This is a genomic window from Dellaglioa sp. CoH-57-MRSF-21, from assembly GCF_056781915.1.
The window spans coordinates 1-388 of the sequence record NZ_JBXAXU010000087.1; the positions used below are offsets into that span (position 1 = coordinate 1).

A 388-nucleotide genomic window follows, 5' to 3' on the forward strand; every position below is an offset into this window, starting at 1 on the left:
GGAAGCGTGGAACGCGTGGATTGCCGACTGTCGGCGTCAATATGATGCAATCAAAACTCGCAACCAATCGATCAAAAATTGACAATGAACACAAATACCCCTGTTTCGATTCTCAATCAGTACAAAGCAGAAGCCGGCCGTATTGCTGATTCCATTATCGGGCCGCAAACTATCAGCGGTTCGCACTCGCTGAGTGCTGCACGCGGCGCACTGCGCGTTCTCAAAAGCAAGCGGGGCAAGGGCGCACATGCGGCACTGCTCGGGGGTTTGGTTGTGGGCGCGTTGGTCGAGCGCGGGCACGCGGACAAGGCAGAAGCCCTGACCATTGAACTGAGCCGACAGGCGGCCATCGCCAAATAAAGGGTGTATATGAACCTGACCGGAATTC

General features: G+C 55.4%; 1 protein-coding gene. It reads left to right on the plus strand.

The window, feature by feature from the left end; translation table 11 throughout:
* The first annotated feature begins 84 nt into the window (after positions 1-84).
* Entirely contained in the window at positions 85-360 is a 276-nt protein-coding gene (locus tag AC1RPQ_RS08055) for a hypothetical protein (protein ID WP_289862449.1), read from the plus strand.
* Positions 361-388 lie beyond the last annotated feature (28 nt).

Excerpts from the sequence above, each read along its gene's own strand:
- AC1RPQ_RS08055 (WP_289862449.1), top strand. The coding sequence starts at position 85 with ATGAACACAAATACCCCTGTTTCGATTCTCAATCAGTACAAAGCAGAA.